We start from the raw sequence: 26,509 nt of genomic DNA, 5'->3' as shown, positions 1-26,509 counted from the left end.
CCGTCCAGCCGACCCGTCCAGCCGTTCAGCCCGCCCGTCCCCGTCCGTGCCCGTCCGCCCGTGCGAAACGCCTTGCGGGGCGCTCCGGGGGACGGCGATCATCGGCCCTGTGCCGGGACAGCGGAAGCGGAAGAGACAGCGGCAGCGGGAGCTCGCGGACTTCGCGCGCGAGGCGGACCGTTTCGGCCCGGACGCCGGGCGCTGGGAGCTCCGCCACTCGACGAGGGACGAGTCGGAGTGGCAGGCGGAGCTCCGGCGGCTACGGGCCGAGGAGCCCGGTCTCGACTGGGACGCGGTCCGGCTGGACATGCTCTGCGGACGCTCGGATCACCCGACGACGTACCGACTGAGCGTCTTCGTCCCCCATCCGGCCCAGGCCCTTGCTCCGGCTCCGGCCCCGGAGGGGCCCCTTGGCGCGCCGCTCCCTGATCCGGAGGATCCGGATCAGGAGGAAGGGCCCTGAACAGGACGGGAACCGGGACGCACCCCCGTGCCGCCCCGGCCCCGGCCGTCCGACTCAGGCCCCGCTCTCCCCCGCCCCCGCGGACGCGGACTTCGCCGCCCTCCACTCCGGCGCGAGGACCGACCAGACCTCCTCGTCGTGGCGTCGTCCCCGGTACGGGTAACTGCCCCTCAGGACGGCGTCCCTGCTCATGCCGAGGCGGCGGGCCACCGCGATGCTCGGCTCGTTGTCGGAGGACACCACCCACTCCACCCGGTGGATCCCGCGTACCTCGATCGCCCAGTCGATGAGCGTCCGGGCCGCCCGGGTCACCAGGCCCTTGCCGACACCCGCCGGCTCCAGCCAGCAGCCCGCCTCGGCCCTGCCGCTCTTCGTGTCCAGCTGCCGGAGGATCACCGCGCCGACGAGGGTGCCGTCGGACCAGATGCCGTGGATGCGGCCCGAGTCGGCGGCCACCTTCTCCGCGTAGAGGCGGAGGAACGCCCGGCTGGACTCCAGGTCGGTGACGACGTCGGGAAGCCCGTTGCGCGCGCCGATGAACTCGCGTCCCCGGTCCATGTGCGCCAGGAACTCCTCCGCCTGCCACGGTTCGAGCGGGCGCAGCTCCGCGCCGTCGTCTCCCAGGGGTATCGCGTACATCGACGTCGCCTTCCAGGTCGTGACCGCCGCTCACGGCGGAGGGATCGCCCCACCCTCCCCCACCGCGCACCCGGAGTCACGGGAGTTACGAGGAGCCACGGGGTCACGAAGTCACGGGAGTTACGAGGAGCCACGGGGTCAGGGGGTCACGGGGTCACGGGGTCACGGGGTCACGGGGTCACGGGGTCACGGGGTCACGGGGTCAGGGGGTCAGGATCAACTTGCCGCGCGTGTGCCCCGATTCGCTCAGCTCCTGGGCCCGTGCCGCCTCCTTCAGGGGAAGCGTGTCCGCGAGCCGGACCGCGAGGGTCCCGGCCGCCGCCCCGCGCGCCTGGGCGGTGAGTCCGGCCCGTACGGCGTCGGCGTCGCCCATGACCCCGGAGAAGACGATCCCGTGCTTCTCCGCGTCCACGTCCGCGATCGTCACGATCCGCTCCTTCACCGCCTCCTCCCCGCCGGGCTCGCCCCCGCCGATGAGCTCGATCGCGACCGGCAGCACCCCGTGCCCGGCGGCGTCGAAGACCGCGTCGACGCCGTCCGGGGCGGCGGCCCGCACCCGGTCGGCCAGGCCCTCGCCGTACGCCACCGGGATCGCGCCGAGTTCACGCAGGTAGGCGTGGTTGGACTCGGACGCGCTGCCGATCACGGTGACCCCGGCGGCGACGGCGAGCTGGACGCCCACCGAGCCGACGACCCCCGCCGCACCGTGCAGGAACAGCGTCTCGCCGGCCCGTACGCCGAGCAGGTCGAGGACCCGCTGCGCCGTCTCGCCGGCCACCGGGAGGCTCGCGGCGGCCTCCCAGGACAGCCCGGCCGGCTTCGGCGCGACGATGCCGGCGATCGCGTACTCGGCGTACGCGCCGGTCTTCGTCCAGCCGAGGACCTCGTCGCCGACCGCCAGACCGGTGACGCCCTCGCCGAGCTTGTCGACGGTGCCCGCGAACTCCAGGCCGGGGACGGCGGGGAAGGTCGTCGGGTAGAACTCCTCGACCCAGCCGTAACGGCGCTTCCAGTCCACCGGGTTGACCCCGACGGCCGCCACCCTGACGCGCACCTCGCCGGGACCGGGCTCCGGTACGGCGACACCCGTCGCGTGCCGCAGCACCTCGGAACCACCGAACTCGACGTACACGATCGCTTCCATCTCAGCCTCCACAGCCGCCCGTTCACTTCGACGGTCCCAGCCTGCGGCCACGGCCACCCCCTCCCCGCCCTCCCGACGGCCAGTCCCACCTGGCCGAAAGACCGGCCGCTCCCCAGCCCTCCCCGCGTACGCTCGCTCGCATGGACGCGCAGACGCTGACCACCGCGTACGAGATCATCCGGCAGCCCCTCGGGGAGATCCTCCCCAAGGTCTCGGCCGCCCTCGCCCCGCTCGTCCCGCACGTGGACGCGGCCGAACTCTCCACCCACTGCGCCCACTCGCCCTTCAAGGCCCTCGGCGGTACGGAGCTGCTCACCGCCTCCGAACTGGCCCCGCTGCTCGCGGCCGGCGTGCCCGGGAGGCCCTGGCAGGGCGTGGCGACGATCGGTGGCCGTGAGCGCGAGGTCGTCGCCGTCACCAGCGACGCGACCGCGCGCGGGGCGGTCCTCGTGCTCGTACGGGAGGACGGCGCCGTCCCGGCGGGCGAGGCCGAACTCGCCGTGGCGCAGGCCCTGTGGGACCTGGTGGCAAGCCACTTCGACCGGTTCGCGACGGAGGCCCTGCCGGGGGCCCTTGCACGGTCGCGGGCGGCGGCCGACACCCGGGCGCGGGTGATCGCGGAGCTGACCGCCACGCACTCCGCGGCCCTCTCCGGGGTCCTCGGGGTGCTGCGCAGCCGGGCCCTGGACGACACGACCGCCCGGGCGACCGCGACCGACCTGGCCGCGTCGGTGCTGATCGAGATGCGCGCGGCGCAGCGGCGCGACCGGGCGCTCGCGGAGGAACCGGTCCAGGACGCCTTCGAGCGGCTCGCCGCCGAACTCCGGCCGATGCTCCGGCACAGCCAGGTCCGGCTCGATCTCGGCGCGCCCGACTCGGACCGCTCGCTCGCCGCGGACGTGGCGCACAGCGCGCGGGCGATCGTCCGGTCCCTGCTCCTGATCGTGCTCGAACAGGACTCGGTGCACCGGATCCACGTCGGCTGGCAGCTGACCGAACACGAGCTGCGGGCCTCGGTACGCGACGACGGGGCGGGCGCGCTCGCCCCCTGCGACCTGGGCGCGGGCACGATCAAGGACCGGCTCGACGTGCTCGGCGGGCGGCTCGACATGGACGCGGTGCCGGGCTGGGGCACGACGATCACGGCGGTGATCCCGCTGGCGGCACCGGCCGCGCCGGTCGAGGCGGCGCACCCGCTGACCGGCCTCGGCGAGCGGGAGGTCGAGGTCCTGCGGCACCTGGCCCTCGGTCACCGCAACCGGAGGATCGCGGAGGCGCTGCACATCAGCGAGTCGACGGTGAAGTTCCACGTCGCCAACATCCTGAACAAACTGGGCGTCGACTCCCGTGGCGAGGCAGCGGCCCTCTTCCACGCGGCGGCGTAACGCCTGCGGCGCGCGGGGTCCGAGCGGTGGGGCGCCGCGCCGGCCACCCGCCACCTTCACGCGGGCGCGTGCCCCCTCCCCCCTTCCCACTCCCCCGGTCGTGGGCGACTTCCCCCTCCCCAGGTTGTGGGCAACTGTTCCGCAAGGGCGGGGAGCGCGGCGCGGCGGAGGCCGGGGGGTGTCAGTGCCGGGTGTCAGACTCGCACCCATGACCGAGCGCTGGGCCCTCGCAGCCGAAGCCGAGGGAGACGGCGCGCTGCTCGTCCCCCTCGGCCCCGACGGCCTGCCCGCCGGAGACGTGCGGCGCGAGCCCGACCTGGTCGCGGCCGTACGGGCCAGACCCGAGGTCGCCCGCTGGGTGTGGCGGTCGACGGCCGAGGTGTACCCCCGCCTGCTGGCCGGCGGCGTACGGGTCGAGCGGTGCTACGACGTGGAGGACGCCGAGCAGCTGCTCCTCGGCCACGAGGGGCGGCTCGGCGAGCCCCGTTCCGCGGCGGCGGCCTGGGCGCGCCTGCGGAACGCCCCGGTGCCCCCCGACCCCCCGCAGCGCGGCGCCGAGCCCGGTTCGCAGGACTCGCTCTTCGAGCCGCGCCCCGTCGTCTCCGTCCCCTTCGACGGGTTCCTCGCGGTCTACGCGGAGCAGCTGCGCCGTCACGACCGGGCGGAGCACCCGGGCAGGATGCGGCTGCTCACGGCCGCCGAGTCGGCGGGGATGCTGGTGGCCGCCGAGATGCACCGGGCGGGCCTGCCGTGGCGGGCGGACGTGCACCGGGACCTGCTGCACGAGCTGCTCGGCGAGCGGTACGCGGGCGGGGGCGAGCCGCGCCGGCTCGCGGAGCTCGCGGACGAGGTGTCGGCGGCCTTCGGTCGCCGGGTCCGGCCCGATCTGCCCGCCGATGTGGTGAAGGCCTTCGCGCAGGCCGGGGTGCGGCTGAGATCGACCCGCCGCTGGGAGCTCGAGGAGCTCGACCACCCGGCGGTGCAGCCGCTGATCGCGTACAAGAAGCTGTACCGGATCTGGACGGCGCACGGCTGGTCGTGGCTCCAGGACTGGGTGCGGGACGGCCGTTTCCGGCCGGAGTACCTGCCCGGGGGCACGGTCAGCGGGCGCTGGACGACCAACGGCGGCGGGGCCCTGCAGATCCCGAAGGTGATCCGGCGCGCGGTGGTCGCGGACGAGGGCTGGCGCCTCGTCGTGGCCGACGCGGACCAGATGGAGCCGCGCGTGCTGGCCGCGATCTCCCGTGACCCGGGCCTGATGGAGGTCGCGGGGCACCCCGACGACCTCTACACACGGCTGTCGGACCGGGCCTTCTCCGGCGACCGCGACCACGCCAAGATCGCGCTCCTGGGCGCGATCTACGGGCAGACCAGTGGCGACGGCCTGAAGAACCTGGCGGCGCTGCGGCGCCGCTTCCCGCGCGCGGTGGCCTATGTCGACGACGCGGCGAAGGCGGGCGAGGAGGGCCGGCTCGTACGGACCTGGCTGGGCCGGACCAGCCCGCGGGCGGTCGGCTCGGGCGAGGACGAGGAGGCGGGCCTGCCGCAGGAGGGCGGCGAACCGGCGGCGGAGGAGGCGGAGTTCACCCCCGGCTACGCCTCCGGGAACGCGCGGGCGCGGGGCCGGTTCACCCGTAACTTCGTGGTGCAGGGCAGCGCGGCCGACTGGGCGCTGCTGATGCTGGCCGCACTGCGGCGGTCGCTCTCCGGGATGCGGGCGGAGCTGGTGTTCTTCCAGCACGACGAGGTGATCGTGCACTGCCCCGCGGAGGAGGCCGAGGCGGTCACGGCGGCGATCCGGGCGGCGGGGGACGAGGCGGGCCGGATCGCGTTCGGGGACACGCCGGTGCGGTTCCCGTTCACGGTGGCCACGGTGGAGCGGTACGCGGACGCGAAGTAGCCGCGGGGGAAGGCCGAAGGGCCCCGCACGCGGACGCGTGCGGGGCCCTCCTGTCCGACCGCTACTTCGTGGGCAGCTTCTGCCACTTCGGGCTCAGCGCGATCGACTTCAGCTGCTCCATCGTCAGCGTGGGCTCGGCGCGGGTGGCCGCCTCGTGCTGGGTGCCGGCGTTGAAGGCGGACACGACGACCCGGAAGCCCTCCGGGGTGATGGTGTCGACGGTCCACCAGACGACGCCCTCGCCTCCCTTCTCACCCGGCTCCTGGGTGAGCTTGACCCTGCGGCCGTCGGGGAGCGTGGTGACGTCCCCGCTGCCGAAGAGGTCGCCGGCCACGTTCGACATGTTCGGCTGGACGTTGATCTGGACGAGGCTCTTGCCCTTGCCGTCGTCGACGACCACGTAGGCGTACTCGCCCTCGCCGCCCTTGTCGGCGACCTTCAGGCCCTTGGGCAGGAGGGAGCGCAAGGTGGACTGGACGGCGGCGCCGTCCGGCTCCACGTGCCGCGGGGGCTCGTCCGCGCCGCCGCCCTGGCCGGCGCCGCTGCCCTGGCCGCCCTCGCCGCCGGCCGCGTCCAGGTGCTCGGGCAGCTGCGCGGCCAGCGGGCCCCAGTCGGGGGCCGTGACGAGCGCCTTGAGCTGGGCGGGTGTGAAGGGCGGGTTCTCACGGCTGACGGGAGCGCCCTTCTCGGCGGCGGCGTTGTACTCGCTCACGTCGATCAGGAAGCCGTCCCGGGTGAGCAGGACCGCACGCCAGGCCTTGGTCTCCTCGCGCTTGTCGGGGTACTCGTACCCCTGGAGGATCATGAGCCGGGAGCCGCCCGTCAGCCTCTCCTCGGTGCAGTCGTCGTAGGGGACGGCGACCTTGTCCGGGCAGGCCACCTGGTCCTCGCCCGCCTCGCCGGTGCCGGTACGGAAGAGGCCGACGGTGACGGCGGCCTTGCCGTTGCCGTCGTCGAAGACGCCGGCGACGGACTGGCCCGTGCCGTCGAGGTTGTCGAACTGCCAGGTCCCCGCCGGGGTGTTGTTCTTGAGGGCGGAGGCGATGTCCTTGACCGGGATCGTCGCCTCACCCGGCAGCTGCTTCCCGGGGACGGGGTCGGTGGTGGCGCGCGGCGTCGGCGGCGCCGCCACGGAGGTGGGCGACGGGCCCGCGGCGGGCGACAGCAGCGAGCCGCCGTACGCACCGCCGATGCCGATGGCGGCGAGCGCGAGGACGCCGCCGGTCATCGCGAGGCGACGGCGGACCAGACGCCGCTTGCCGCGCCGCAGACCGCCCTCGACCAGCTCGCGCCGGTCATCAGCGGCGAAGCCGTCGCCGGTGCGGCGCAGCATCGCGCCGAGCTCGTCCTCGAACCCTTCGTGCTGGGGGCCTTCGTTCTGAGGCATGTCGAATTCACCGTCTCCGGTCAGTGGATGAGGAAGCCTGGGGTGAGGAGGAAGTGCGGAGGAGGAAGTCCCGCGGGGGCGGGCGCGGCCGGCGGCGGTCAGCGCGCGGCGAACTCGGCGATGCTGCCGCCGAGTCGTTCGCGGAGCTTCGCGAGGGCGCGTACGGAGCGGGTGCGTACCGCGGCGGAGCTGACGTGCAGGGCGTCGGCCGTCTCCTCGATGCTGCGGTCCTCCCAGTACCGCAGCACCACGACCGCCCGGTCCTTGGGGGCGAGCCCGGCCAGCGCGTCGAGCAGCGCGATCCGCAGGGCCGGGTCCTCGCCGTGGTCGGGGGCGCGGTCGGGTAGCTCGCCGAGCGGGCGTTCGGTGGCCGACCGGCGCCGCTGGTGGCTGAGGAACGTGCGGACGAGCACGGTCTGGGCGTACGCGGCGGGGTTCCCGATCCGGGCCATGCGGCCCCAGAGGGCGTACATCCTGCCGAGGGTCTCCTGCGTGAGGTCCTCGGCGAGGTGGGTGTCCCCACTGGTCAGCAGGCACGCCGAGCGGAACAGCGGGCTCGTGCGGGCGGCGGCGAACTCCAGGAACTCGTCCGCGCGGGACTGTCTCATGCCCCTCCTTTCCCTCGCGGTCACGTGGTGTGGTCGCCGTACACCTCATTGACGCGACGGGGAGGGGCAAATGTTTCAGCGACTTCGAAGGAATCCGCGGGCGTCTTCGCCAGGTGCGTCCAAAACGGCAGAAAAGGGGTAATCCTGGAGTATGAACACTCTCAGCGCAGCCCAGACCCTGGCCGCGGGAGTCTGGCAGTCAGGCCTCGGACAGGTGATCGGCGGCCTCGTCCTGGTCGCCGTACTGATCGCGGCGTTCTGGCTGGGCATCCGGGTCCGCAACCGTGAATCCGCTCCGCCCACGCCGGAGGAGCAGCCGCACCGGCCGGACGACGGCAGCCTGCCGGGCGAGGCGTCCGGGTACCGCAGGCCGACCGAGATGCCGCAGACGGACGGCGAGCACCGGCTCATGCCGTACCAGCTCAAGGACGGCTCGGAGGCGTCACCCGACCCGCCGACCGAGGAGAAGCGGAAGTGGGGCGGGATCTCCAGCGGAGGCTTCGGCAGCGGAGGCACGGGTCACGGCGACTGATCCCCTCCTGCCCTCCTCGCCCGACGGAGGCCACGCCCCGTGGATGAGAACGCTGTCCCCGCAACGCTCCCGGGAGCCCTCCCGGGAGCCCTCCCCGCAGCTCCCTTCGAGGAGCACCGACCGCACCTGCGGGCCGTCGCGCACCGCCTCCTCGGCACCTTCGAGGAGGCGGACGAGGCGGTCGAGGACGTACGGAGGACCTGGCCGGCCCGGCCGCCGATCGCGCCGGGCCCCGTCCCGGCCCCGTACGACCCCACCGAGGCCGTGGCCCGCGCCTGCCTGGACCGGCTCCGGTCCCGCGAGACGCATCGCGAACACCCCTGGGACCCGTGGGACCCGTGGGCCTCGGGCGTGCCGGACCACCGGAGCAAGCCCGGGGAACCGCCCCCGCCGACGGCCCTCGACGGACTGACACCACCGGAACGGCTCGCGTTCGTCCTGCACGACGAGTTCTCCGTCCCGTACGAGCGGATCGCCCCGATCGTGGAACGCACCCCGGCCGCCACCCGCCAGCTCGCCGGCCGGGCCCGCTACCGGCTGCGGGAGGCCGAGGAGATGCCGGAGCCGGACCTGCCGCGTCAGCGGGAGGTCGTCGCGGCCTTCCTGACGGCCTCGCGGAGCGGCGACGCCGCCGCCCTGCGCGAGCTCCTCGACCCCGCCGTGGTGCTGCGGGCGGACGCCGCGGCCGAACGGGCCGGGGCGGCGAACGTGCACGGCCCCGGGCCGGTCGCCGAGGCGATCGCCCCGCAGCTGAGCACGGCGAGAAAGGCCCTGGTGGACGGGGCGGCGGGGCTGGCCTGGCCGGCGGAGGGCGACCCGCGGCTCGTGTTCGCCTTCACCGTCCTCGAGGACCGGATCACGGCGATCGACGCCTTGTCGGACGCGGACCACCTGGGCCGCCTGAGGCTCCAGCTCTGAGCCCTCTCCGCGCGCTCCCCCGGCTCACTCCCCGAGGACGCGCCCCGCACGGGATGCCACATGGGCGGGCGGTACGACGTCGGCGGGCAGCACGGGATCGGTGACCGGCTCACCGAAGGTGGTGACCACGGGCAGCACCCCGGCCCACAGTCCGAGCGCCGCGTCCTCGGAATCACCGTCGTCCGGCGGCCCGCCGCGGGTCTTCACGGAGGCCTCCGTCAGGTCGAGCGCGAGCACGGCGGTCGCGGCCAGCTCCTTGCGGCTGGGCTGCCGTGCGTACTCCCACTGCCCGGGGGAGCTCTGCTCGGTGAGCGCCCGCAGGCCGCGCAGCTTCTCGTCCGGGTCGGTCACGAGGCGCGGGACGCCGTAGATCATCGCGCAGCGGTAGTTCACCCCGTGCTCGAAGACGGAACGGGCCAGCACCAGCCCGTCGACGTGGGTGACGGTGACGCAGACGGTGGTGTCGGGCGCCTGGACGAGGCTGCGGCTGGCGACGGACCCGTGCAGGTACAGCTGGTCGCCCTCGACGCCGTACGCGGTGGGCACCACCATCGTCGTGCCGTCGACGGGGACGCCGAGATGACAGAGGAACCCGGCCCGGAGCACGGCGTCCAGATCGGCCCGCCGATGACTGCCCTTCTCCCGCAACCGCCGCAACCGGGTCCGCTCGGTGACGACCAGCACCTCGTCCCCGCCGCCCGCGTCCGTACCGCCGCTCACGCTTCCCCCAGGTCCTCGACCGCCGTAAAAGATCCCCCGGAGTTGTACGACCTCCGGCCCCCGCCCCGCCACCCCCGCCCACCTGTCGGAACGGAAGTCCTCGACGCGGGTGGGGTTTCCACGACCACGCACACGCATCCGGGCATGAAAAAGCCCCAGGTCACGGCGAGTGAGTCCTGGGGCTGATCCGAGCCGCCTTCGGGATTCGAACCCGAGACCTACGCATTACGAGTGCGTTGCTCTGGCCAACTGAGCTAAGGCGGCACGCCGTCCGAACCCATGGTGGGTGCAGCAGCGACGCCAAGTCTACACAGTTTCCCGGGGTGCTCCGACCACCCCAGGAGAGGGCCTATGAGCAGCGCTTTCCTTCGGCGGGAGGGGTGCCGTCGAGGAGGTAGGTGTTGATCGCCGTGTCGACGCAGTCGCTGCCCCGGCCGTACGCGGTGTGGCCGTCGCCCTCGTAGGTGAGCAGGGTGCCGGAGGAGAGCTGACCGGCCAGGGACTGGGCCCACTTGTACGGGGTGGCCGGGTCGCGGGTGGTTCCGACTACCAGGATCGGGGCGGCGCCGGCGGCGGTGATCCGGTGGGGGCCGCCGGTGGGCGAGGCCGGCCAGGAGGTGCAGTTGAGGGCCGCCCAGGCGAGGCCCCTGCCGAAGATCGGGGAGGCCTTCTCGAAGGACGGGACGGCCTTCGCGACGTCGGCGGGGCCCGCGTAGGCGGCCGGCAGGTCGAGGCAGTTCACGGCCGCGTTGGCGAACATCAGGTTGGCGTACGTGCCGTCCGCCTCCCGCTCGTAGTAGCTGTCGGCCAGCGCCAGGAGGCCCGAGCCCTCGCCGCCGATCGCCTGGGTGAGGGCCTCCCGCAGCTGGGGCCAGGCGCCCTCGTCGTACATCGCCGCGATCACGCCGGTGGTGGCGAGGGACTCGCCGAGCGCCCGGCTCTCGCCGGTGGGCACGGGCTCGGCGTCCACGTCGCGGAAGAACCTCTTCAGCGCCTCGCCGGCCGCCTCGACCGACACCGTACCCAGCGGGCAGTCCGGCTGGGTCACACAGTCCGCGGCGAAGGCCCGGAACGAGGTCTCGAAGCCGGCCGTCTGGTCGCGGTTGAGGTCGATCGCCGACAGCGACGGGTCCATCGCCCCGTCGAGGACGAGGCGACCGACCCGGTCCGGGAACAGCTCGGCGTACGTGGCACCGAGGAACGTGCCGTACGAGGCCCCCACATAGCTGAGCTTCTCGTCACCGAGCACCGCCCGCAGGATGTCCATGTCACGGGCCGTCTCGACCGTGGAGACATGCGGCAGGATCGCCCGCGACTTCTTCGCGCAGCCCGCCGAGAAGTCCTTGAACGCGGCGCTCAGCGCGTTGACCTCCGCGGTGTCGTCGGGGGTCTGGTCGACCTGTGTGAACGTGTCCATCTGGGGACCCGTCAGGCACTCGACCGGCTCGCTGCGCGCGACGCCGCGCGGGTCGACGGCCACCATGTCGTAGCGGGCGCGGACAGGTGCGGGGTAGCCGACGCCCGCGTACCCCTGGAGGTAGCCGACGGCGGAGCCACCGGGGCCGCCCGGGTTGACCAGGAGCGAACCGAGCCGCTTTCCGGGGCCGGTCGCCCGGACCCGGGAGACCGCCAGGTCGATCTGCTCCCCGTCCGGCTTCGCGTAGTCCAGCGGGGCCCGCAGGGTCGCGCACTGGAAGTCCGTGACACCGCAGTCGCGCCACGTCAGCTTCTGCTTGTAGAACTTCTTCAGCGCCTCGGGCGAGGAGGAGGGCGAGGCCTGCCGGGCGGCCGCCGTGGTGCGGGACGCCGCCGCGTCGCTTCCGCCCGAGCAGCCGGAGAGGATCAGTCCGGCGGCCGCGAGGGCCGTGGCGGACGTACGGAGCAAGCGCCTGGAGTCCATTCCCGGAGCGTATCCGGAGCGGTACGCACCGTGTCCAATCGGACTCCGGAGCCCGTCCTGCCGACGACGTCGTCCGGTCCCGCGCCGCCCGGACATCACTAGTCCCGCAGCGCCAAGGTCATCGCCTCCAGCGCCAGCAGCGGGGCCACCTGCCGGTCGAGGGCCTCGCGGCAGGCCAGGACCGCCTCGATACGGCGGAGGGTGCGCTCCGGCGTGGTGTCGTGGGCGATCCGCTCGACCGCGTCCCGCACGTCCGTGTTGGCGAGGGCGCTGCGCGAGCGCAGCTGGAGCGCCAGGACATCGCGGTAGAAGCCGGTCAGGTCGGTGAGCGCCAGGTCGAGGCTGTCGATCTGCGTCCGCTTCTTGCGCCGCTTCTGGTCCGCCTCCAGGTCCTTCATCACGCCGGCCGTGCCCCGCGGCAGCCGCCCGCCGGGGCCCACACCGAGAGCCGCCTTCAGCTCCTCCGTCTCCCTGGTGTCGGCCTCCTCGGCCACCTGGTTCGCGTCCTCCGTCGCCGTGTCGATCAGCTCCTGCGCGGCCTTCAGGCAGCCACCGACGTCGTGGACCCGCAGGGGCACCTTGAGGACGGCGGCCCTCCGCGCCCGGGCCCGCTCATCGGTGGCGAGTCGCCGGGCCCGGTCGATGTGCCCCTGGGTGGCCCGGGCAGCGGCGTGCGCCGTCTCCGGATCGATGCCGTCACGCCGTACGAGCACGTCGGCGACGGCGTCCACCGGGGGCGTCCGCAGGTTCAGGTGGCGGCACCGGGAACGGATCGTGGGCAGCACGTCCTCGATCGAGGGGGCGCAGAGGAGCCAGACGGTGCGGGGAGCGGGCTCCTCCACGGCCTTCAGGACCGCGTTGGCCGACTTCTCGTTCAACCGCTCGGCGTCCGCGACCAGGATGACCTGCCAGCGGCCGTTCGCGGGCGCGGTGTACGACTTGCGGACGGTGTCACGCATGTCCTCGACCCTGACCACGGCACCGACGGCGGTGACCGTGGTGATGTCGGCGTGGGTGCCGACCAGCGCCGTGTGGCAGCCGGTGCAGAACCCGCAGCCCGGCGCCCCGCCGAGCGCCCGGTCGGGGCTCACGCACTGCAGCGCGGCGGCGAACGCCCGCGCGGCGGTCTCCACCCCGGACCCGGGCGGGCCGGTGAAGAGCCAGGCGTGGGTCATCTGCGAGGCCTCGGGGTCGGGCTCTCCGGCGGCATGGGCTGTCACGAGCGCGTCGGCGTCCCGCGCGGCCGCGGCGAGCTGCTCCTCGACCTTCGCCTGTCCGACCAGGTCGTCCCATACGGCCATGTCTGCCCCTCCTCAGGTACGCCCTCCATTGTGGGGCAGTCCTCTGACAACCCCCGTCGGGCGGACGGAGCCGTAGGCCCGGTTCAGGCCTCGGTGCGGGGGCGGGTGAGCCAGAGACCGGCGGCGGAACCGAGGAGTACCACGCCGGTGCACACGCTGGCGGCGATCTGAGTGGCTCCGGTCCAGCCGGCGAAGGTGTTGACGTAGGCGTTGCCGAGGACGCTCGCGGTGAGCAGCAGCCAGAGCAGGAAGCGCATGGTGATCTCCGTGGGTGGGGAGTCGGGGAGGGTGGTCCGGTCCTCGTCGGACCGGCCGACGAGGCATGGTTCGATCTTGGCCCGCCCGGCGCTCCCGCACAGCGGTGCCCACCCCCGGACCGATGGTGGTGCCTGCTCCACCGCAGCCCTCGGGTCCGCCCGCATAACCTGGTGGGTATGCGCGACGCGATCAGGGAATCCGGCCGGGCGTCCCTCCATCTCCTGAGCGGCGCCGCGATCGCGATCCTCTGTTACCTGATGGTCGGCCTGGCCCTCTTCACGGCCTTCCTCACCGCCACCGTCATCGGCGCGGGCGTCCTCCCCGAGAGCGTGCTGCTGCTGCGCCGCCTGGCGAGCTGGGAGCGGCGCCGGACCGCCGCCTGGACCGGAACGCCCGTCCCGGAGGCGTATCTGCCGCTCGAAGGGCCCCTCCCCGCGCGCGTGCGGACCGCCGTCACCGATCCGGGCACGGGGCGGGATCTGATCTGGGCGGCCGCGCAGCTGCTGTACGGCATGGGGGTCTGGTGCGCCTCGCTGGTGTTGTGGCCGCCCGCGCTGCTGGTCGACGGCGTGGTGACCGGGCTCGCGGGGCGACGGCCGGTGGTCCTGCCGCTGATCGGACGGCTCGCCGACCTGGGGGCCGAGTGGTCGCGCGCGCTGCTCACGCCGAGCCCCGCGGCCGCGCGGGCCGCCGTGCTCGCCGCCCGGGTCGAGGAACTCACGGCCACCCGGGCGGGCGCGATCGCCGCGCACGGCGCCGAGCTGCGCCGGATCGAGCGCGATCTGCACGACGGCACGCAGGCCCGTCTCGTGGCGCTCTCCATGCGGATCGGCCTGGCCAAGCGGGTGTACGACTCCGATCCCGTGGCCGCGCGGAAGCTCCTCGACGACGCGCAGACGCAGGCCGAGGAGGCGCTGGCCGAGCTGCGGCACGTGGTGCGCGGCATCCACCCGCCGATCCTCACCGACCGGGGCCTGACCGGGGCGGTACGGGCACTCGCCGCGAGCAGCGGTCTGGAGGTGGAGGTGTCCGTGACGGGCCTGGCCGACCACGCCCCCGCCGACCGGCCGGGCCGGCTCGACGCCGCCGGTGCCCCCGCCGACCGGCCGGGCCGGCTCGACGCCGCCGGTGCCCCCGCCGACCGGCCGGAACACGGCGACGCCGCCCGCGCGAGCGCCCCCCGTGCCCCCGCCGCCGTCGAGGCCGCCGCCTACTTCGTGGTCGCCGAGGCCCTCACCAACGCCGCCAAGCACAGCGGCGCAACCCGCGCCTCCGTCGCCCTCATCCGCGAACCGACCGCTCTTCGCGCGCGCGTGGCGGACGAGGGCCGGGGTGGGGCGGAGGCCGGCGAGAGCGGCGGCTCCGGGCTCGTCGGCATGCGCCGCCGGGTCGCCGCGCTCGACGGCACCGTACGACTGACCAGCCCCGTGGGGGGCCCGACCGTGATCGAAGTGGAGCTTCCGTGCGTGTGGTGATCGCCGAGGACAACGTCCTCCTGCGGGAGGGGCTCGTGCTGCTGCTGACCTCGTCGGGACATGAGGTCGCCGGCGTCGCGGCCACCGGCCCCGAGGTCCTGCCGCTGCTCCTGGAGCACCGCCCGGACGTGGCCGTCCTCGACGTACGGATGCCGCCCGGCTTCCGCGACGAGGGGCTGCGGGCGGCGCTCGCGGCCCGCGAGCAGCTGCCGGACCTCCCGGTGCTCGTGCTCTCCCAGTACGTGGAGGAGACGTACGCCGCCGAACTCCTGGGCGGCGGCGCGCGGGGCGTCGGCTACCTCCTGAAGGACCGGGTGGGCCGGGTGGACGAGTTCCTCGACGCCCTGGAGCGGGTCGCCGCCGGTGGTACGGCCCTGGACCCGGAGGTCGTCACGGAGCTGCTCTCCCGCCGCCGCGACGACCCGCTGGACTCCCTCACGCCCCGGGAGCGCGAGGTCCTCGAACTCATGGCGCAGGGCCACGACAACAGCACGATCGCCCGCTCGATGGTGGTCACCGAGCGGGCCGTGCACAAGCACATCGGCAATGTCTTCCTGAAGCTCGGCCTGCCGCCGAGCGACAGCGGCGGCCACCGCCGGGTCCTCGCCGTCCTCGCCTACCTGGACGCCTGAGCCACGCGGGTCAGGCCCGCTGCCGCCGCGAGGGCAGGAACACGCCCGCCACCACCGTGACCACCACTGTGCCGGCGATCAGCGCCGCCTGCTCCGGCGGCAGATACGGCAGCCCGCCCGTCAGCGCCCACGCGAAGGCGGTCAGCGGCAGCGCGGCCACCACGACGCCGACGAGCAGGCCCGCTGCGGTCAGGAACCCCGCCTCCAGGCCGAGCATCCGGCGCAGCTGGCCGGCCGACGCGCCCACCTGGCCGAGGAGGTGGAGTTCGCCGCGCCGTCCCGCACCGATGAGGGTGAGGGTGCTGAGGACGGAGAGGAGGGTGAGGCCGCCGATCGCGGAGACGATCACGGCCGAGACGATGCCGTGGAGTGCGGCGCCCGGCGGACTCACCTGCTCGGGCGGCACGGCGGAACCCGCGGCCGCGTTCGCCGTGGACGCCAGGACGCGCGCGGGGTACGGATCGCTCATGTGCGGGGCAAGTTCGGCCTTCGGGAGCAGGAACTCGCCGAGTGCGAGCGAGCGTTCGTAGACCGCCACCACCCGAAGCCGCTTCGGGGTGCCGTCCCCGAGCCGCAGGTCCACCGTCGAACCGGGCCGTACGTCCAGCGAGTCGGCCATGTCCGCGCCGACCGCGACCGTGCCCGTCCGGGCGAGTCCGACCAGGTCACCCGCGACGACCCCGGGGTCGAGCGTGCCCGCCAGGCCCGCCGCGTCCACGCCGAGCACCGGAAGCCGGTCGAGGCGCGGCGCACCGGCCTCCGTACGGGCCAGGACGACCGTCGAACGCAGGACGTCCGTGGCCGCGTCGACCCCCGGCATCCGTCGTACCCGCTCCGCCGTCGTGCCGGTGAGTGCGAGGTCCGCGGTCGTCGCGGCCCGCGCCTGCTCGTCGGCGGCCCGCCCCATCGTCGTGCCCGCCGAGAGCTGCACGAGCGCGAAGGCGGTGACGAGGACGACCGGTACGAGCGCCGCCCCGAGGCGCCGCGAGTGGGCGCTCGCACCGGCGGCGGTGAGCCGTCCGGGCGCGCCGCCGAGCCGGCGGAACGGCAGGTCGAGGACCTTCATCGCGACCCCGGCGATCCAGGGGCCGAGCACCGCGCACCCGGCGACCAGGGTCACCGTGGCCGCCCCGGCGGCGGCGCCGGCGGCCTCGCCGCCCTGGGCCGTGGCGGTGACGGCCGACGCCACGCCCAGCAGGAGGAGCACGATCCCGACGACCTTCCGCGCGCCGCCCTTCCCCGGCCGCCGGGGCTGCCGGGCGGCAAAGAGGACGACGAGCCGGGTGATCCCCACGACCACGGCCGCGACCACGAGGGGGGCGGCGAACAGCCAGGGCGGGGAGGGGAGTTCAAGACCCTCGGGAACGACTCCGGCACGGGCCCGCAGCGCCGACCACAGCCCGAGGAACACGGGTACGGCCGCGACCGTGCCGCACAGCGCCGCGAGCCCCGCCACCCGGGTCACCTCCCGGCCGGCCGCCGCCCGGACCTGACGGGCCGTCGCACCGACCGACAGCAGCAACTCCCGCTCGGCGGAGCGCTGCTGGAGCGCCTGCGCGACGAGCGAGGCGAGCACGAGCACGGCGACGAGCACGACGGTCCCGGAGATCGCCGCGAGGAGCTGGAGGAGCTCGACCCGCGCGGGCGCCGCGGCGAGGTGCTCGGGACCGCCCCGGCCGTCGCCGGTGAGCGCCCGGAGCGGCTGCCCCGAAGCGGTGTCCTTGAGTCCGGCCTCGTCCAGGGCCGCCCGCACGCGCGCGTGGAGGGTGTCCACGGGTACGCCGGGTTCGGCGAGCACGCCGACGGCGTCGACGGAGCCCGGGTGACCCGCGAGCTTCCGCGCCTCGGCCGCCGGGACGTACAGGGCGGCGGGCCCGTCTGCGAGGCCGACGACCTTCCGCCCGGCGACGGTGTCGCCGACCCGCGTCCCGGCGCCGGAGCCCATGACGGCCTCTCCGGCGCCGACCGGCTCGCGCCCGTCGACCAGCCGGTACGGGGCCAGCCCAGCGGCCTCCCAGGACCGTCCGGTGTAGGCCTTCGGGTCCGTCTGAGCGCCCGTGCCCGGCTCCCGTACGACGAAGGTGTGGTCCGGCACCGCGGCCCGGACGCCCGGGACCGCTCGCAGCACGTCGACGGTCGCGCGCGGGATCCGTACCCGCTCGGTCAGTCCCGCCGACTCTGTCTGCGTCTCGCTCCCCCAGGGCTTCGTCGTCCAGCGGACCTCCTGGTCGCCGGCGACGACGACGGCCGCAGCGGCGTACCGCTCCACGCGCGCGTGGCCGAGGCCCGCCGAGCCGGCGGCGAGGGCCAGGGTGCCGAGCAGCACGGTCGTGACGGCGACGGCGGCGAACACGGCCGCCCATGCCTTCCGGTGCGCCCGCAGGGACCGGGCGGCGAGCAGCCGCACCGCGGAGTTCCCGAGCGGCTTCACCCGGCCACCGCCATCCGGCCGAACGCGTGGCCGGCGCCCGGGAGGTGTGCGCCCAGCATCTCCCGTACGCGCGACTCGTCCGGACGGTCGAGGCGGCCGGCGAGCCTGCCCCGGTCGAGGAACACGGCCTCGTCCGTCCAGGCGGCCGCCACCGGGTCGTGGGTGACGAGGACGACGGTGGTCCCCCGCTCGTCGACCGCGCGCCGCAGCAGGGCGAGGACGCCGGCCGCCGTGACCGGGTCGAGGGCGGCGGTCGGCTCGTCGGCGAAGACGACATCGGGTTCGTTGACCAGGGCGCGGGCGATGGCGACCCGTTGGCGCTGGCCGCCGGACAGGTTCTCCGGCCTGTCCCCGGCCCGGTCCGCGAGGCCGACGGCCGCGAGACCCGCGAGGGCGCGGGCGTCGAGCTCCCGGCCCTCCCGGGCGCCGGCGAGGAGCAGCGGCAGGGTGACGTTCTCGCGCACGTCGAGGGCGGAGACGAGGTTCAGCGACTGGAAGACGAAGCCGATGCGGTCGCGGCGGAGCCGGGTGAGTCCGGCCGCCTTCAGCGTGGCGAGGTCGGTGCCCCCGATCCGTACCGTTCCGGTCGTCGGCCGTTCGAGTCCCGCGGCGCACCGCAGCAGGGTGGACTTGCCGGAACCCGAGGGGCCCATCACGGCCACGAACCGGCCGCGCGGCACGGTCAGGCTCACCCCGTCGAGCGCGGGAGCCCCGCGCCCGTACGTTCGGCCCACCCCGTCGAGGGCGAGGGCGGCATCCAGGGCGCGGGCGGCACCGCTCTCCGTCACTGCAGTCGTCGTCATACCGACAACGCTAGAAAAATGCAGGTCAGAGCGGTATGGGGCTGGCTTCCCGGTCGCGGGTGGAGCTAGCTCCACCCCCGCCGGAGGGGGCGCGGGTCAGCGGCGGCGCCGCGGGCCCTCGTCCTCGTCGTCGTGCGGGCCGAACAGCTCGTCCGCGAGCGTCGGCAGATCGTCGAGCGGGGTCTCCTCAGCCCAGTCGGAGCGGCGGCGGGGCCGGCCGTTCTCGTCGAGCTGGGGCAGCTCGCGGGTCCGGTCGTCCGACCCCTGCGGCTGCTGCCGGGCGGGCCCGGCGTCCCGGAAGATGCCCTGCGGCACCCGGTCGACCGGGTCGGACCCCGGGGTGTCCCGGACGGACGGAAGCACGGCGGTCGACTCGGCGTCCCGCACGGAAGGCAGGACGGCGGTCTCGTCGGCGGCGCGCTCCTCACCGATCCGGGGCAGGACGCTCGTCTCCGCCTCCGGCTTCGCGATCCTCACGATCGGCGTGGCGACGGTGACCTCTTCGGGCGAGACGGTCGGCGCGTCCGGCTCGCCGGCCGGCGTCGCTTCCCGCGCCCCGGTCCGCTTCGACGCCCCGGCCCGCGACCCGTCCGACGTCCCGGCCCGCGTCGTGCCCGGCTTCGCGGTCCGCGGGTCCGGCTTCACGATCGGGGTCGCCTGGGTGACCTCGTTGGCCGAGAGCTCGACGGCCGCGGCCTCGGCGGCGCGCGCGGCCCGCTCGGCGGCGGCCTCCGCCTCGGCCTCGGCCTTCTCCCGCGCGGCCTTCGCGTCGGCGGCGGCCCTCGCCTCCGCCGCCGCCTTCTTCTCGGCGGCGGCCCGTTCGGCGGCGGCCTTGGCCGCCTCGGCACGGAGCGAGGCGGCGGCTTCCGCCTCGGCGCGCTCGGCCGCGGCACGCTCCGCCGCGGCCTTCGCCGCCGCCTCGGCCGCGATCTTCTCGGCGGCCGCCTTCGCCGCGGCCTCCTCCGCCGCCTTCGCGGCAGCGGCGGCCTCAGCCATCCGGCGGGCCTCCTCGGCGCGGAGCAGGGCCTCCTCCGCCTTGCGCTGCTTCTCCAGGCGGCGTTCCTCCGCCTCGGCCCGCAGCCGGGCCTCCTCCTCGGCCTCCTTGCGGAGCCGCTCCTCTTCCTCCTTGCGGGCCTTCTCCTCGGCCGCGAGGCGCCTGCGCTCCTCCTCGGCGGCGACGCGGGCCTCCTCGGCCTTGCGCCGGGCCTCCTCCGCCTGACGCTCGGCCTCCAGGCGGCGCGCCTCTTCCTCCTCGCGCCGCTTGCGCTCCTCCTCCTCGGCACGGAGCCTGGCGAGCTGCTCCTGGCGCTCGCGCTCCAGTCGCTCCTCCTCGGCCTTGCGGGCGGCTTCCTCCTCGGCGCGGCGGCGCGCCTCCTCCTCGGCCTTCCGGCGGGCCTCCTCGACGGCCTTCACCTCGGCCTCGGAGAGCGGCAGCATCCGGTCGAGCCGGTGGCGTACGACGGTGGTGACGGCCTCGGGCTCCTGCCCGGCGTCGACGACGAGGTAGCGGCTGGGGTCGGCGGCCGCGAGGGCGAGGAATCCGGCCCGTACGCGCGCGTGGAACTCCGGCGGCTCGGACTCCAGGCGGTCGGGCGCCTCGGTGAACCGTTCCCGCGCGGTCTCCGGGGAGACGTCGAGGACCACGGTCAGGTGCGGGACGAGTCCGTCGGTCGCCCAGCGCGAGATGCGGGCGATCTCGGTCGGGGAGAGGTCGCGGCCCGCGCCCTGGTAGGCGACGGACGAGTCGATGTACCGGTCGGAGAGGACGATCGCGCCCCGCTCCAGGGCCGGCCGGACCAGGGAGTCGACGTGCTCGGCGCGGTCGGCCGCGTACAGCAGGGCCTCGGCGCGGTTCGAGAGCCCCGCCGACGACACGTCGAGGAGGATCGAGCGGAGGCGCTTGCCGATGGGGGTGGCGCCGGGCTCACGGGTGACGACCACCTCGTGGCCCTTGGCCCTGATCCACTCGGCGAGCGCCTGGACCTGGGTGGACTTGCCGGCGCCGTCGCCGCCCTCCAGGGCGATGAAGAAGCCGGTCGGGGAGGGCGCCTGCACCGGGTCGGAGCCGCGCAGCGCGTCGCGCAGGTCGCGGCGGAGCGGGACGCCCGCCCGGTCGTCGGTCTTCGCGAGGACGAGCGCGGCGACCGGCAGCAGCAGGGCGCCGATCAGGGCGAGCGTGAAGGCGGCACCGCCGTGCTCGAAGAGGAAGGTCCCCGAGTCGGAGGCGAGCCGGTGCGGTCCGATCGCGGCGGCGAGCAGCGGCGCGGCGAGCGCGCCGATGGCCATGCCGACGCGGGCGGTGGCCTGGAGGTGCTCGGTGGTGCGGGCCCTGCGGGGCTCCTCGGTCTCCTGGTCGACGAGGGTGTGCCCGGTGTTCGCGGCGACTCCGGCGGCGTATCCGGCGAGGACGGAGAGGAGCAGCACGGTCGCCGTGTCCGGCACCAGGCCCACCGCGATCAGCGCGACCCCGGTGACGGCGGTCACGAGCGCGAGCAGCCGGCGCCGGGACAGGACGGGAAGGACCGAGCGGGCGGTGCGGATGCCGACGGCGGCGCCGCCGCTGAGCGCGAGGACGAGCAGCGCGTACGTGACGGGCCCGCCGCCCAGGTCGTAGGCGTGGAGTACGGCGACGGACGCGGCCGCGGCGATGGCCCCGGCGACGGTGGCGCAGGTCAGGACGAGCAGCGAGAGGGCTCCGGTGCAGCCCTTCTCGACGCTGCCGTCGGCGCCCTTCCCGGTCGGCCGGCGCAGCCCCTCCAAGGGCGAGCGGGGCCGGGGGGTGTCCCCGGCGGGCAGCGCCATGGCGTACAGGACGGTGACGGAGGCGGCGAACAGACCGGCGGCGACGTACGAGCCGAGGGCGGCCTGGTGCAGCGAGAACCAGTCGATCCCGGCGCCGAGCAGGTTGCCGATCAGGGTGGCGACGAGCAGGACGGCGGCCGCGGCGGGGACGGCGAGGAAGCCGGTGCGCTGGGAGAGCCGGCGCAGCGCGCCGAGGTGGTCCGGCAGCGGTCGTACGGCCGCTCCCTCGATCGGCGGGGCCGGCAGCAGCGCGGGAGCGGCGCCCTCGCGGCTGATCGTCCAGAGCCGCTCGGCCGCGCCGGTGACGAAGACGGTGCCGAGCAGGTACCAGAGGGCGCTGTCGGGGGTCCAGTCGATCCACAGCGGTGCGATGACGAGCAGCGCGATCCGGACGCCGTCGGCGCCGATCATGGTCCAGCGCCGGTCGAGCGCGCCGCCGGGGCCGGTGAGCGCGGTCAGCGGGCCGAGGAGGACGGCCCCGAAGAGGACCGAGGCGAGCAGCCGGGCGCCGACGACGGCGGCCACGGCGAACGCGGCGCCCCGTTCACCCCCGCCGAGCGCGCCCTCGGTGACGGCGGCCTGGAGGCCGAGGAGGACGAGCACGAGCAGGGCGAGCGCGTCGCCGGTGCCGCCGACCACCTGGGCGCTCCACAGCCTGCGCAGCGGCTGATGGCGCAAGAGGGCGCGTACGGCACGCTCCCTGGAATCCGCGACGAGTGCGGCGTCGGAATCGCCGAGGCGGTCTGGCTGCTCTGCTCGCGTCATCCGTCCACCCTATCCGGACGGCCTTGCTCCCCGTGGCCTCCGCCCGAACATCCGGACGAGCCTGTGACAGGACGAACAGAAGACGGGGGCAGGAACGGAGGACGGGGGTGGGGGCAGCTGCCCCCACCCCCGTCGGAACCGTTCGTTCCAGGGTCGGCTACTCGGGCTTCGCGGCCGCCGTCTTCTTCGCGGCGGTCGTCTTCTTGGCCGTCGTCGTCTTCTTGGCGGCCGTCTTCTTCGCGGCCGTCGTCGTCTTCTTCGCCGCGGTCTTCGTGGCGGTCTTCTTCGCGGTGGTCGCCTTCTTGGCCGGGGCCTTCTTGGCGGCCTTCTTCGCCGGTCCCTTGGCCCGCTTCTCCGCGAGCAGCTCGTAACCGCGCTCCGGCGTGATCTCCTCCACGCTGTCGCCGGTCCGCAGGGTGGCGTTGGTCTCGCCGTCCGTCACGTACGGGCCGAAGCGGCCGTCCTTGACGACCACGGGCTTCTCGCTGACCGGGTCGGTGCCCAGCTCCTTCAGCGGCGGCTTGGCCGCGGCCCGGCCCCGCTGCTTCGGTTGCGCGTAGATCGCGAGCGCCTCGTCGAGGGTGATCGTGAAGAGCTGCTCCTCCTCGGTGAGCGACCGCGAGTCCGTGCCCTTCTTCAGGTACGGGCCGTAACGGCCGTTCTGCGCGGTGATCTCGACGCCCTCGGCGTCCGCGCCGACGACCCTGGGCAGGGACATCAGCCGGAGCGCGTCCTCCAGGGTGACGGTGTCGAGGGACATCGACTTGAAGAGGGAGGCCGTGCGCGGCTTCACCGCGTTCTTGCCGGTCTTCGGGGTGCCCTCGGGCAGGATCTCCGTGACGTACGGGCCGTAGCGGCCGTCCTTCGCGACGATCTGGTTGCCGCTGACCGGGTCGGCGCCCAGCTCGAAGTCGCCGCTCGGCTTGGCGAGCAGCTCCTCGGCGAGCTCGACGGTCAGCTCGTCGGGTGCGAGCTCCTCGGGGACGTCGGCGCGCTGGTGGCCCTCGGCCTCCTTCTCGCCGCGCTCGACGTAGGGGCCGTAGCGGCCGACGCGGAGCACGATGTCGTTGCCGACGGGGAACGAGGAGATCTCGCGGGCGTCGATCGCACCGAGGTCGGTGACGAGTTCCTTGAGGCCGCCGAGGTGGTCCCCGTCGCCGTTGCCGGCGTCCGCGGCACCGCCGGAGGCGGCCGAGCCGCCCTCGGCGCCGAAGTAGAAACGCTTCAGCCACGGCACGGACTGGGCCTCACCGCGGGCGATGCGGTCGAGGTCGTCCTCCATCCGGGCGGTGAAGTCGTAGTCGACGAGCCGCCCGAAGTGCTTCTCCAGGAGGTTGACGACGGCGAAGCTCAGGAAGGACGGCACGAGGGCCGTGCCCTTCTTGAACACGTAGCCGCGGTCGAGGATCGTGCCGATGATCGACGCGTACGTCGACGGGCGGCCGATCTCGCGCTCTTCCAGCTCCTTGACCAGCGAGGCCTCGGTGTAGCGGGCCGGAGGCTTGGTCGCGTGGCCGTCCACGGTGATCTCGTCGGCGGTCAGCGCGTCGCCCTCGGCGACCTGCGGCAGGCGCCGCTCGCGGTCGTCGAGCTCCGCGTTCGGGTCGTCGGCGCCTTCGACGTACGCCTTCATGAAGCCGTGGAAGGTGATCGTCTTGCCGGAGGCGCTGAACTCGGCGTCACGGCCGTCGGCGGCCCGGCCGCCGATCTTCACGGTGACCGAGTTTCCGGTGGCGTCCTTCATCTGCGAGGCGACGGTCCGCTTCCAGATGAGCTCGTACAGCCGGAACTGGTCGCCGGTCAGACCGGTCTCCGCGGGGGTGCGGAAACGATCACCCGAAGGGCGAATCGCCTCGTGCGCCTCCTGCGCGTTCTTGACCTTGCCCGCGTAGACGCGCGGCTTCTCCGGCAGGTAGTCGGCGCCGTAGAGCTGCGTGACCTGCGCCCGAGCCGCCGAGACGGCGGTGTCGGAGAGGATCGTGGAGTCCGTACGCATGTAGGTGATGAAGCCGTTCTCGTACAGCTTCTGCGCCACCTGCATGGTCGCCTTCGCACCGAAGCCCAGCTTGCGGCTCGCCTCCTGCTGGAGGGTGGTGGTGCGGAAGGGGGCGTACGGGGAGCGGCGGTACGGCTTCGACTCGACCGAGCGCACCGCGAACGCGGTGTCGGCGAGCGCGGCGGCCAGGGCGCGGGCGTTCGCCTCGTCCAGGTGGAGGACGCTCTCGCTCTTCAGCCGGCCGTCGGCGCCGAAGTCACGGCCCTGCGCGACCCGCTTGCCGTCGACCGCCGCGAGGCGCGCGACCAGCTGCGACGGGTCGGAGGCGTCACCGGTGCGGCCGGTGGCGAAGGTGCCGGTGAGGTCCCAGTACTCGGCGGAACGGAAGGCGATGCGCTCGCGCTCCCGCTCGACGACGAGACGGGTGGCCACCGACTGCACGCGGCCCGCCGACAGCTTCGGCATGACCTTCTTCCACAGGACCGGCGAGACCTCGTAGCCGTACAGGCGGTCGAGGATACGGCGGGTCTCCTGGGCGTCGACCATGCGCTGGTTCAGCTCGCGCGGGTTGGCGACGGCCTCGCGGATCGCGTCCTTGGTGATCTCGTGGAAGACCATCCGGTGGACCGGGACCTTGGGCTTCAGGACTTCCTGGAGGTGCCACGCGATGGCCTCGCCCTCGCGGTCCTCATCGGTGGCGAGGAAGAGCTCGTCGGATTCGGCGAGGAGCTCCTTGAGCTTCCTGACCTGCGCCTTCTTGTCGGCGTTGACGACATAGATGGGCTGGAAGTCATGCTCGACGTCGACGCCGAGGCGGCGCACCTCGCCGGTGTACTTCTCGGGCACCTCGGCGGCGCCGCTGGGGAGGTCTCGGATGTGCCCGACGCTCGCCTCGACGACGTAGCCGGGGCCGAGGTAGCCCTTGATCGTCTTCGCCTTGGCAGGCGACTCGACGATGACGAGTCGGCGGCCGCCGTGTGCGGCTTCGCTGGTCGGGGACAACTTCGCTCTTCTCTCCGGATCGACACTCTCTGGCACGTACGGCGCTGGCACGCACGGCAGCGGCACGGACGGTGACGCTCCCGTCGCTGCGGAGTGTGACGGTACAACCCGCCCCCGTGTCAAACGGCGAAAGCCCGCAACGGCCACTCGAACGGTAACCCGAGTCCTGGCATTCCTGCCGCCCGGACTCCCGGTCGGGCGGGGCGCGACAGGATCAGGAGAGGATGGGCGAGGGGGTCAGAGGCGGCCGAAGCACCAGATGCCGAGGGCCAGGGAGGCGGCGCCGAAGAGGCTCGTCAGCGCGACGGCGGCACGTGGGGCGACCCCGTGGGCGACGGGCTCGCGGTGCAGTGTCCGCACGGTGGTCCACAGCAGCAGCGCGCCTCCGAACAGCGTGAACGCCGCCCCCGCGAAGATCGCCGGCCCGCTCTCCATGCCCGTACCCCGTTCCGTTCACGTGCGGTGTTGGTCTCCCACGGCCGAGGCTGACACCTCCCGGCGTCATGGGTGCGAATTCCGGGTGAACGACGAGGAGCGGCCCGAACGGTTTCACGAAGATGGCCGGTAGTGACCCATTCGTCACTCCTCGCACTTCTCGGGCTTCTCGGCCTTCTCGCCCATCTCTTCTGTCACATCGTGTCGAGGGTGGCCCGGCGGCGGCTGCCCCGCTCGAAGACGCCGAGCAGGACGACGGCGAGCAGCCCCCAGCCGGCGCCCACGGCGAGCTCGGCCCCGAGCAGCGAGCCGTCGAGACCGCCGCCGACGGTCAGCCCGCGCGCCGCGTCCGCCGCGTGTGTGAGCGGCAGCAGCTCACCGGCGCCCCGCATCCACGCCGGCAGCGTCTCCCGGGGCACGGCCGCGCCGGTCAGCAGGAGCAGTACGGAACTGGCCACGTTCGACACCAGGAACACGTCACGGAAGCGGAGCCCGAGCGCGCCGAGCGTGAGCCCGAACGCCGAGCAGGCGCCGGCCGCGACGAGCAGGACGAGCCCGAGCCCGGGCAGCGCCCCGGCGGGCACGGGCAGCCCGAGGACGAGCGAGGCTGCGGTGAGCACGAAGGCGCTGACGAACAGCCCGTTGAGCACGTACGGCAGGGCGCGCCCGGTCCACAGCGGGACCCGGTGCCGGGGCGAGAGCAGGACCGCGCCGAGCGTGCCGTACCGGCGCTCGTTGGCGACGGCCATCGTGCCGCCGTACACGCAGGAGGCGGAAGCCGCGAGGACGGCGTTCCCCACGAGGTGGAAACGGTCGTCGGCGACCCCCAGTTCACGCCCCAGAGCGACGAAGAAGAAGACCTGGAGAAGCGGCCCGACCAGCAGGGTTCCGATGAACATCGGCGGCGTCGCCCAGTTGAACAGGGCCCGGTAGGAGATCGCCCCGCCGACGACGACGAGCCGCGCGGCGGCGAGGAAGCGGAAGCCGAGGAGTCGGCACCGGAAGCGGAGCAT

At 74.3% G+C, this 26,509-nt stretch carries 21 protein-coding genes and 1 tRNA gene; 7 read left to right on the top strand and 15 right to left on the bottom strand.

The window, feature by feature from the left end:
- The first annotated feature begins 109 nt into the window (after positions 1 to 109).
- Positions 110 to 463 carry a hypothetical protein gene (locus ACIP8Z_RS23370; protein WP_402086324.1) on the top strand — a complete coding sequence of 118 codons (354 nt, stop codon included), beginning with the start codon at positions 110 to 112 and terminating at the stop codon, positions 461 to 463.
- A 54-nt stretch (positions 464 to 517) separates the two neighbouring features.
- Here ACIP8Z_RS23370 and ACIP8Z_RS23365 read toward each other — a convergent pair whose 3' ends face one another.
- The gene (locus ACIP8Z_RS23365; RefSeq protein WP_402086322.1) at positions 518 to 1,102 is read right to left on the bottom strand and encodes a GNAT family N-acetyltransferase; all 585 of its coding nucleotides are present in this window, start codon (positions 1,100 to 1,102) and stop codon (positions 518 to 520) included.
- A gap of 202 nt (positions 1,103 to 1,304) precedes the next feature.
- Complete coding sequence (locus tag ACIP8Z_RS23360; RefSeq protein WP_402086319.1) at positions 1,305 to 2,246, bottom strand: NADP-dependent oxidoreductase; 942 nt, start codon at positions 2,244 to 2,246, stop codon at positions 1,305 to 1,307.
- A gap of 140 nt (positions 2,247 to 2,386) precedes the next feature.
- On the opposite strand from ACIP8Z_RS23360, the gene ACIP8Z_RS23355 reads away from it, so the two are divergent.
- Positions 2,387 to 3,631: a LuxR C-terminal-related transcriptional regulator gene (locus tag ACIP8Z_RS23355; RefSeq protein WP_402086316.1), complete on the top strand. Its 1,245-nt coding sequence runs from the start codon at positions 2,387 to 2,389 to the stop codon at positions 3,629 to 3,631.
- 208 nt (positions 3,632 to 3,839) lie between these two features.
- Positions 3,840 to 5,531: a bifunctional 3'-5' exonuclease/DNA polymerase gene (locus tag ACIP8Z_RS23350; protein WP_402086313.1), complete on the top strand. Its 1,692-nt coding sequence runs from the start codon at positions 3,840 to 3,842 to the stop codon at positions 5,529 to 5,531.
- A 61-nt stretch (positions 5,532 to 5,592) separates the two neighbouring features.
- On the opposite strand, the gene ACIP8Z_RS23345 is transcribed toward ACIP8Z_RS23350, so the two are convergent.
- Entirely contained in the window at positions 5,593 to 6,918 is a 1,326-nt protein-coding gene (locus ACIP8Z_RS23345; protein ID WP_402086311.1) for a hypothetical protein, read from the bottom strand.
- 98 nt (positions 6,919 to 7,016) lie between these two features.
- Positions 7,017 to 7,526, bottom strand: a complete 510-nt coding sequence (locus ACIP8Z_RS23340; protein ID WP_402086309.1) for a SigE family RNA polymerase sigma factor — start codon at positions 7,524 to 7,526, stop codon at positions 7,017 to 7,019.
- Between the two features lie 151 nt (positions 7,527 to 7,677).
- Here ACIP8Z_RS23340 and ACIP8Z_RS23335 point away from each other — a divergent pair, with 151 nt between their 5' ends.
- Together ACIP8Z_RS23335 and ACIP8Z_RS23330 are read left to right on the top strand one after the other, a co-directional pair.
- A complete protein-coding gene (locus ACIP8Z_RS23335; RefSeq protein ID WP_319316161.1) occupies positions 7,678 to 8,058 on the top strand; it encodes a DUF6479 family protein in 381 nt (126 codons plus the stop codon).
- 39 nt (positions 8,059 to 8,097) lie between these two features.
- Positions 8,098 to 8,976, top strand: a complete 879-nt coding sequence (locus ACIP8Z_RS23330; protein ID WP_402086306.1) for an RNA polymerase subunit sigma-70 — start codon at positions 8,098 to 8,100, stop codon at positions 8,974 to 8,976.
- 24 nt (positions 8,977 to 9,000) lie between these two features.
- On the opposite strand, the gene ACIP8Z_RS23325 is transcribed toward ACIP8Z_RS23330, so the two are convergent.
- The 5 genes from ACIP8Z_RS23325 to ACIP8Z_RS23305 all read right to left on the bottom strand — a co-directional run bounded on the left by ACIP8Z_RS23325 (position 9,001) and on the right by ACIP8Z_RS23305 (position 13,319).
- On the bottom strand, positions 9,001 to 9,696 hold the full coding sequence (locus ACIP8Z_RS23325; protein ID WP_402086303.1) for a pyridoxamine 5'-phosphate oxidase family protein: 696 nt from the start codon (positions 9,694 to 9,696) through the stop codon (positions 9,001 to 9,003).
- Positions 9,697 to 9,886: 190 nt separating this feature from the next.
- Positions 9,887 to 9,960 (bottom strand) — tRNA-Thr (locus ACIP8Z_RS23320).
- Positions 9,961 to 10,045: 85 nt separating this feature from the next.
- Positions 10,046 to 11,596, bottom strand: a complete 1,551-nt coding sequence (locus tag ACIP8Z_RS23315) for an alpha/beta hydrolase (protein ID WP_402086301.1) — start codon at positions 11,594 to 11,596, stop codon at positions 10,046 to 10,048.
- A 98-nt stretch (positions 11,597 to 11,694) separates the two neighbouring features.
- Positions 11,695 to 12,897, bottom strand: coding sequence for a DNA polymerase III subunit delta' (locus ACIP8Z_RS23310; RefSeq protein ID WP_319316149.1), 1,203 nt, complete (start codon positions 12,895 to 12,897; stop codon positions 11,695 to 11,697).
- Between the two features lie 83 nt (positions 12,898 to 12,980).
- Complete coding sequence (locus ACIP8Z_RS23305) at positions 12,981 to 13,319, bottom strand: hypothetical protein (protein WP_402086298.1); 339 nt, start codon at positions 13,317 to 13,319, stop codon at positions 12,981 to 12,983.
- Between the two features lie 12 nt (positions 13,320 to 13,331).
- Here ACIP8Z_RS23305 and ACIP8Z_RS23300 point away from each other — a divergent pair, with 12 nt between their 5' ends.
- Together ACIP8Z_RS23300 and ACIP8Z_RS23295 are read left to right on the top strand one after the other, a co-directional pair.
- Entirely contained in the window at positions 13,332 to 14,630 is a 1,299-nt protein-coding gene (locus tag ACIP8Z_RS23300; protein ID WP_402086295.1) for a sensor histidine kinase, read from the top strand.
- The gene (locus ACIP8Z_RS23295) at positions 14,618 to 15,262 is read left to right on the top strand and encodes a response regulator transcription factor (RefSeq protein ID WP_319316141.1); all 645 of its coding nucleotides are present in this window, start codon (positions 14,618 to 14,620) and stop codon (positions 15,260 to 15,262) included. The genes ACIP8Z_RS23300 and ACIP8Z_RS23295 overlap by 13 nt, the downstream gene beginning before the upstream one ends.
- A 10-nt stretch (positions 15,263 to 15,272) precedes the next feature.
- Here ACIP8Z_RS23295 and ACIP8Z_RS23290 read toward each other — a convergent pair whose 3' ends face one another.
- The 6 genes from ACIP8Z_RS23290 to ACIP8Z_RS23265 form a co-directional block, all read right to left on the bottom strand.
- Complete coding sequence (locus ACIP8Z_RS23290; protein ID WP_402086293.1) at positions 15,273 to 17,693, bottom strand: FtsX-like permease family protein; 2,421 nt, start codon at positions 17,691 to 17,693, stop codon at positions 15,273 to 15,275.
- Positions 17,690 to 18,496 (bottom strand): ABC transporter ATP-binding protein, encoded by an 807-nt coding sequence (locus ACIP8Z_RS23285; RefSeq protein ID WP_402086290.1) that lies wholly within the window; start codon positions 18,494 to 18,496, stop codon positions 17,690 to 17,692. Before ACIP8Z_RS23285 ends, ACIP8Z_RS23290 begins: the two co-directional genes overlap by 4 nt.
- Before the next feature lie 96 nt (positions 18,497 to 18,592).
- Positions 18,593 to 22,063, bottom strand: coding sequence for a dTMP kinase (gene tmk, locus ACIP8Z_RS23280; protein WP_402086288.1), 3,471 nt, complete (start codon positions 22,061 to 22,063; stop codon positions 18,593 to 18,595).
- Between the two features lie 157 nt (positions 22,064 to 22,220).
- Positions 22,221 to 25,061 carry a type I DNA topoisomerase gene (gene topA / locus ACIP8Z_RS23275; RefSeq protein ID WP_402086285.1) on the bottom strand — a complete coding sequence of 947 codons (2,841 nt, stop codon included), beginning with the start codon at positions 25,059 to 25,061 and terminating at the stop codon, positions 22,221 to 22,223.
- A 237-nt stretch (positions 25,062 to 25,298) separates the two neighbouring features.
- Positions 25,299 to 25,496 carry a hypothetical protein gene (locus tag ACIP8Z_RS23270; protein ID WP_402086283.1) on the bottom strand — a complete coding sequence of 66 codons (198 nt, stop codon included), beginning with the start codon at positions 25,494 to 25,496 and terminating at the stop codon, positions 25,299 to 25,301.
- 194 nt (positions 25,497 to 25,690) lie between these two features.
- The gene (locus tag ACIP8Z_RS23265; protein WP_402086280.1) at positions 25,691 to 26,509 is read right to left on the bottom strand and encodes an ABC transporter permease; all 819 of its coding nucleotides are present in this window, start codon (positions 26,507 to 26,509) and stop codon (positions 25,691 to 25,693) included.

It is taken from the genome of Streptomyces sp. NPDC088553 (genome assembly GCF_044752965.1).
In the GTDB taxonomy this organism is placed as follows: Bacteria; Actinomycetota; Actinomycetes; order Streptomycetales; family Streptomycetaceae; genus Streptomyces.
This window is presented reverse-complemented; position numbering and strand designations above follow the sequence as displayed.

What these genes read in the sequence shown, in the direction of transcription:
- ACIP8Z_RS23365 (WP_402086322.1), bottom strand. Translation starts at nt 1,102, where the DNA reads ATGTACGCGATACCCCTGGGAGACGACGGCGCGGAGCTGCGCCCGCTC.
- ACIP8Z_RS23360 (WP_402086319.1), bottom strand. Translation starts at nt 2,246, where the DNA reads ATGGAAGCGATCGTGTACGTCGAGTTCGGTGGTTCCGAGGTGCTGCGG.
- ACIP8Z_RS23355 (WP_402086316.1), top strand. Translation starts at nt 2,387, where the DNA reads ATGGACGCGCAGACGCTGACCACCGCGTACGAGATCATCCGGCAGCCC.
- ACIP8Z_RS23350 (WP_402086313.1), top strand. Translation starts at nt 3,840, where the DNA reads ATGACCGAGCGCTGGGCCCTCGCAGCCGAAGCCGAGGGAGACGGCGCG.
- ACIP8Z_RS23345 (WP_402086311.1), bottom strand. Translation starts at nt 6,918, where the DNA reads ATGCCTCAGAACGAAGGCCCCCAGCACGAAGGGTTCGAGGACGAGCTC.
- ACIP8Z_RS23340 (WP_402086309.1), bottom strand. Translation starts at nt 7,526, where the DNA reads ATGAGACAGTCCCGCGCGGACGAGTTCCTGGAGTTCGCCGCCGCCCGC.
- ACIP8Z_RS23335 (WP_319316161.1), top strand. Translation starts at nt 7,678, where the DNA reads ATGAACACTCTCAGCGCAGCCCAGACCCTGGCCGCGGGAGTCTGGCAG.
- ACIP8Z_RS23315 (WP_402086301.1), bottom strand. Translation starts at nt 11,596, where the DNA reads ATGGACTCCAGGCGCTTGCTCCGTACGTCCGCCACGGCCCTCGCGGCC.
- ACIP8Z_RS23310 (WP_319316149.1), bottom strand. Translation starts at nt 12,897, where the DNA reads ATGGCCGTATGGGACGACCTGGTCGGACAGGCGAAGGTCGAGGAGCAG.
- ACIP8Z_RS23305 (WP_402086298.1), bottom strand. Translation starts at nt 13,319, where the DNA reads ATGCGGGCGGACCCGAGGGCTGCGGTGGAGCAGGCACCACCATCGGTC.
- ACIP8Z_RS23300 (WP_402086295.1), top strand. Translation starts at nt 13,332, where the DNA reads ATGCGCGACGCGATCAGGGAATCCGGCCGGGCGTCCCTCCATCTCCTG.
- ACIP8Z_RS23285 (WP_402086290.1), bottom strand. Translation starts at nt 18,496, where the DNA reads ATGACGACGACTGCAGTGACGGAGAGCGGTGCCGCCCGCGCCCTGGAT.
- tmk (WP_402086288.1), bottom strand. Translation starts at nt 22,063, where the DNA reads ATGACGCGAGCAGAGCAGCCAGACCGCCTCGGCGATTCCGACGCCGCA.
- ACIP8Z_RS23270 (WP_402086283.1), bottom strand. Translation starts at nt 25,496, where the DNA reads ATGGAGAGCGGGCCGGCGATCTTCGCGGGGGCGGCGTTCACGCTGTTC.
- ACIP8Z_RS23265 (WP_402086280.1), bottom strand. Translation starts at nt 26,509, where the DNA reads ATGCTCCGCTTCCGGTGCCGACTCCTCGGCTTCCGCTTCCTCGCCGCC.